The sequence below is a fragment of the Bradyrhizobium sp. genome, assembly GCF_049691595.1.
In the GTDB taxonomy this organism is placed as follows: Bacteria; Pseudomonadota; Alphaproteobacteria; order Rhizobiales; family Xanthobacteraceae; genus Bradyrhizobium.
The window spans coordinates 1-4,610 of sequence record NZ_JBAVNZ010000417.1; the positions used below are offsets into that span (position 1 = coordinate 1).

The window sequence follows — 4,610 nt, forward strand, 5'->3', positions numbered from 1 at the left end:
GGCAGGAGCAGCCGAAGGGGCGGCGGATGGCGGCGGCGGGGCCGCGGCCGGAGGAGACGGGATTGGGGCGGCGGGCGGCGCCTTCTTGGATTGCCGCAAGATCTGCTCATTGACGAAAGAACTCACCGACGACATTGCCGTATCCACGCGCTGGCTGACGGCGGCAACGCCATCGAAATATCCCAGAACTTTCGAGCCGAGGGCACGCGAGGCGTAGAACAGCAAAATGAGGAGAAGCGCGATCGCGAGGAACCGCAAAGGATGTCGCAGCGGAAAGACGACAATGCTCGCGACAAAACCGAGCGCTGGCAGCCACGCGGGCATACCCGGCTCGCGCACCGTCCGGTAAGGCGGCTCGCTGTTCGGCGCCGGATCCTCATATCGGGGCGCGGGTCTGCCGGTAGCTTCGATTGCTTCTGCGATTTGACGAAAGCTCTGACCTTCCTTCCGGAGCGCGCTACCCGCGTCGCGGAATGCCGCGTCTCCGAGCAGGCCGGGCTGATCCATGCGTTTGATGTGGGCCACGATCGCGGGCCGCAGCAGCAATCGACGCTGCTGGATCAACTCGGCCATTTTCGAGAAGCTCAGCCTGGCTTCGCTGAGGATCAGCGCGGTGCGGTCCTTGGCGGCCTGGGCCACGGTGGGATCCTCCGCGTCCATCTGCTCCATGGCTCGTTTCAGGAGTGCGATATCATCGATCATCGCAAAGCCTCTCCGGCGACAATCGCATCGATGGCAGAGCTCGTTCGCCGTCGCCCGTTGGCGCAGCGAACCGTTGCGCGCGAACGTTTCCGATTATCGCCGGTCTTGCGGGAACCGGACCGAGGCCGTCAGTCGCAGCGGTTTCAACGCTCTTCATCGGGAACTGCGCGGGTAAGCTGCAATTATAGTGACAGGCAACCATACAAGGGAACAGCAAACAATAGCCAGCCTCAACGCCCCTCCATCGCGGCAATCATCCAATCCTTCATTTTGCCTGATGCCAACAACTCAAGCGCAGCCCGCTGCACGGCGGACGCCTCCCCCTTGCCCTGCGCCGCCGCGACCAGCAGATCGCAGCGCCTGGACACCGCGATGCCGACAGCGGCGTGCCGCGCGCCTTCGGCCGTCTTGAGATCATACGCCCGGATCCGCCCCGGCATATCAGCGAGGCGAACGACCCTCCCGGCCTCGAGCGGCACAAAGCGCTCGCTGATCAGGTCGAGATCGGCGACGCGGTCGACTTCGTCGTCATCGGCGACGCCGCGGTCGCAGTCGCAGAAACCCATCTTCGGCCGGACATAGACCTCGACCTCATCGCCGCAGGAGGCCGCGCCGCAACGGAACGCGCGGCCGGCGGGCCAACCGTCGCGCGGAAACGGCCAGGCGATTTCCTGCCAGCGCTCGGCCGGCGGCGGCACATTCTCGCAGGCCGCGACGCCGGACAGCGCGCAAAACGCGCCAACCGCAACCGCGATGACCCGCCAGCGGCGCATCGATCATACCCTCACGGCAGGCCGGCCACGGCGCGCGCCGGGCCGGTCAGTTCCAGGATATGCAACCCGGTATTGGCGCGGTCGACGATATAGATGTAGCTGCGCGCATCGGTCTCGACATTGTTGGTCTGGATCGCGACCTTGCAGCGGTCGCGGCCGTCGATGGTGACGCAGCGCTTGTCGGTCGCGGCCGTGATCGAGGGAATGAAATGGCCGACTTCCTTGGGATGGTAGGGATCGCGGATGTCGAGCGCGCGGACGCCGGCATTGAAGAAGGCAATGAAGGCCATCTTCTTGTAGTAGACCGGCGCCATGCTCTCGTTGGAGGAATGCGCGCCGAACCGCCCGCCGCGTTCGCAGAACGCGCCGCTGGCCTCCGGCACAGTGTAGCTGGAAATCATCATCGGCCGGTTCTCGACGGTGACGTCGGCGAACCATACCATCTGCCGCGCCTCGTTGCATTCGTTCAAGATCGCCTCATCGACGATCATCACGATGTCGCGGCTGCTGCCGTCCTTGTCCTTTGCGAATTCCGCGATCGGCATCTCCTTCATCGGAAAGGTGGTGTGGGCGCCGTTCAGCGCCGACATCGGCATCCGCGAGATTTCCGGCAGGCGAAGATTTTCCGGGGTCGGCTCCTTCGGGCCGTTGATGAGCTTGTCGCGATCGACGATCTGCAGCAGGCCGCCCTTGTTGGTGCCATAGCCGAAATAGACGCGGTTGCCGGACGGCCCGGTCGAGATCGGCCCGTGCAGTTCGGTCGGCACCGCGCCGGTCGCGCCCGGCTCCTGACCGGGCAGGCCGAAGTCGCGTATCTTCACCGGATGGGCGGGATCGCCGAGGTCGTAGACCTGCGTCATGCGGCGCGTGCGCCAGTCCGGCGCGCCCGAGACCAGGAAGGCGATGCCGGTGTCGCATTCCCACCAGTTCTTGTGGGTGTCCTTCAACCCCGTAATCCGGGTGATCAGAACCGGATTGGCGGGATCGGCGACGTTCCAGATCTCATGCGCCTCGCCGCCGAAGGTGCGCAGCAGGTAGACCGCGTTGCGGTCGCCTTTCGGCAAATCCTTGCCGTCGCAGATGCGCACCATCTGCGCGCCGCCCGCTTCATACTTTCCGGCCTGGCCCGGAATGTGACGCAGATATTTTGGCTGCGCGGGATCGGTGACGTCGACGATCGAGGTGCCGTTCGGCTCTGCCTTGCCGGTCTGCGGATTGACGGGCATCGGAATATCGTCGGTGCCGCCGTGATGACCGATATAGGCGATGAAGCGGTCGCCCTGATGATGGATGGTCGGCTGATAGGCGCTGCGCGCCTGCAAGCCATCGGCCCCGACCAGTTTCATGTTCGCGGCTTCCGGCGGCGCCCCGATCACCTGTGGCTGGGCATGGGCACTGGTGCCGCACGCGACAACAGAGAACCAAAGAAGGGCTCCCAGTTTGGCGTGACCGGTCATGATTTTCCACCCAAATTGTTCGAGCCGATCTGCGTTGGCCGGTTGACAACCATATCATAGCGGCGCGTGCCCGGATTGCACTCGCTTCGTCGTTCGAATTGAGCGACGATGCACCCCTTTGAGGAGGCAATAATGTCGCCGCATCATATGGACCTCGTCAGCCGTCGTCGCTTGCTGCAATTCTTGGCGGCGAGCCCGCTTTTTGCGCCCGACGCATTGGCTGAAGGGATCCGGCCATCGGATCCCGCGGAATGGGCGCCGCGCGATCTGGATAAATTGATTGCCGACCCTTCGCAGGCCCTCGACGTCTTCGACTTCGAACCGGTCATGAAGAAGAATGTTCCGCCTGCGCATTTCGGTTACATGGCCACCGGGGTCGATGACGAAGTGACCTTGCGCGCCAATCGCGAAGGTTTTCGGAAGTTCGAACTGCGCCCGCGCCGGCTCGTCGACGTCAGCAAGATCGACACGAGCGCGGAGATCCTTGGCACGAAATACGACAGCCCGATCGTGATTGCACCGACCGGCAGCAACCGCGCCTTTCATCCCGAAGGAGAGATCGCGGCGGTCAAGGCGGCGAAAGCGGGGAATCATCTGCAGATACTATCCACCGTGGCCACGACATCGATCGAGGATGCAATCGCCGCACGCGGCGCGCCGCTGTGGTTTCAGCTCTACACGACCCAGCGCTGGGAAGTTGCCGAAGGTCTGGTCCGGCGAGCCGAGGCCGCCGGGGCTCCGGCCATCGCGGTCACGCTAGATGTGAGGTCATCGGCGAAATGGGAGACCTTCGTCAGGCTGCGGCGCGCCGACACCCGCGAATGTGGAAGCTGCCATACCCTCAACGACTATCTGTCGCGCAAGCCGAACTTTGCCGGCATCGATCTCGGCGGCGTGAGCAGCACGATCGTCACCAACCTGACCTGGGATTTGATCAAGCGCCTGCGGGAAATGGTCAAGGTCAAGCTCGTACTCAAGGGCATCCTCGCCTTCGAGGATGCAAAACTCGCCGCCGATGCGGGGATCGATGCCGTCATCGTCTCGAACCATGGCGGGCGTGTGGAAGACGGCGTCAGTGCAACCATCGACGTGCTGCCGGAAATCGTCCAGGCGGTCGGCGGCCGCATGCCGGTTCTGGTCGACAGCGGCTTTCGCCGCGGCAGTGACATCGTCAAGGCATTGGCGTTGGGCGCGCAAGCCGTCTGTATCGGCCGGCCCTATCTCTGGGGGCTCGGCGCCTTCGGCCAGCCGGGTGTCGAGCGCGTGCTTGCCATCCTGCGCGCCGAGACCCGCAACGCCATGCAGCAGCTCGGCGCGCCGTCGCTCAAGGACCTCACGCCTGCGATGGTGCGGCGGGTCTGAGTCCGGATTCCCAAGGCCAACAACACAAATTCCAATCTCGCGTCCATTCGGCACACCTCGTGGAACGGCATCTGACGGCCTCCTTGATTCGCTGTCGGAAGTGTCCACGATGTCTCCGAACACCCGTCCACCTTGTCCCCGGTCTGAACAATGGGGAGGGTCGGCCGGGCGAAGCGGAGGCCGGGGTGGGGGACGGCGGTCGCGATGGAGACGAATGATCTGTGCAAATCCTGTGAAGAACTTCCGGGCCCGGCCGGAAGCCAAATCGCAGACCATCACGCCTCAGCCAAACAGCTCGACCTCAACGCCTTCCAGC

General features: G+C 64.1%; 4 protein-coding genes. 1 reads left to right on the top strand and 3 read right to left on the bottom strand.

The annotated features are described in order from the left end of the window. The 3 genes from WCE35_RS17690 to WCE35_RS17700 all read right to left on the bottom strand — a co-directional run. The coding region (locus tag WCE35_RS17690) for a hypothetical protein (RefSeq protein ID WP_424594624.1) at window positions 1-702 on the bottom strand (702 nt) is incomplete at its 3' end. A gap of 230 nt (window positions 703-932) precedes the next feature. Then, window positions 933-1,475: a hypothetical protein gene (locus tag WCE35_RS17695; RefSeq protein WP_424594625.1), complete on the bottom strand. Its 543-nt coding sequence runs from the start codon at window positions 1,473-1,475 to the stop codon at window positions 933-935. Between the two features lie 11 nt (window positions 1,476-1,486). After that, complete coding sequence (locus WCE35_RS17700; RefSeq protein ID WP_424594626.1) at window positions 1,487-2,932, bottom strand: LVIVD repeat-containing protein; 1,446 nt, start codon at window positions 2,930-2,932, stop codon at window positions 1,487-1,489. Between the two features lie 132 nt (window positions 2,933-3,064). Between WCE35_RS17700 and WCE35_RS17705 the strand changes: the two genes are divergently transcribed. Beyond that, a complete protein-coding gene (locus WCE35_RS17705; protein ID WP_424594627.1) occupies window positions 3,065-4,294 on the top strand; it encodes an alpha-hydroxy acid oxidase in 1,230 nt (409 codons plus the stop codon). The last annotated feature ends 316 nt before the right edge of the window (window positions 4,295-4,610 follow it).

Bases quoted from the DNA above. Each gene is read 5' to 3' on its own strand.
- WCE35_RS17695 (WP_424594625.1), bottom strand. From the start codon at position 1,475: ATGCGCCGCTGGCGGGTCATCGCGGTTGCGGTTGGCGCGTTTTGCGCG.
- WCE35_RS17700 (WP_424594626.1), bottom strand. From the start codon at position 2,932: ATGACCGGTCACGCCAAACTGGGAGCCCTTCTTTGGTTCTCTGTTGTC.
- WCE35_RS17705 (WP_424594627.1), top strand. From the start codon at position 3,065: ATGTCGCCGCATCATATGGACCTCGTCAGCCGTCGTCGCTTGCTGCAA.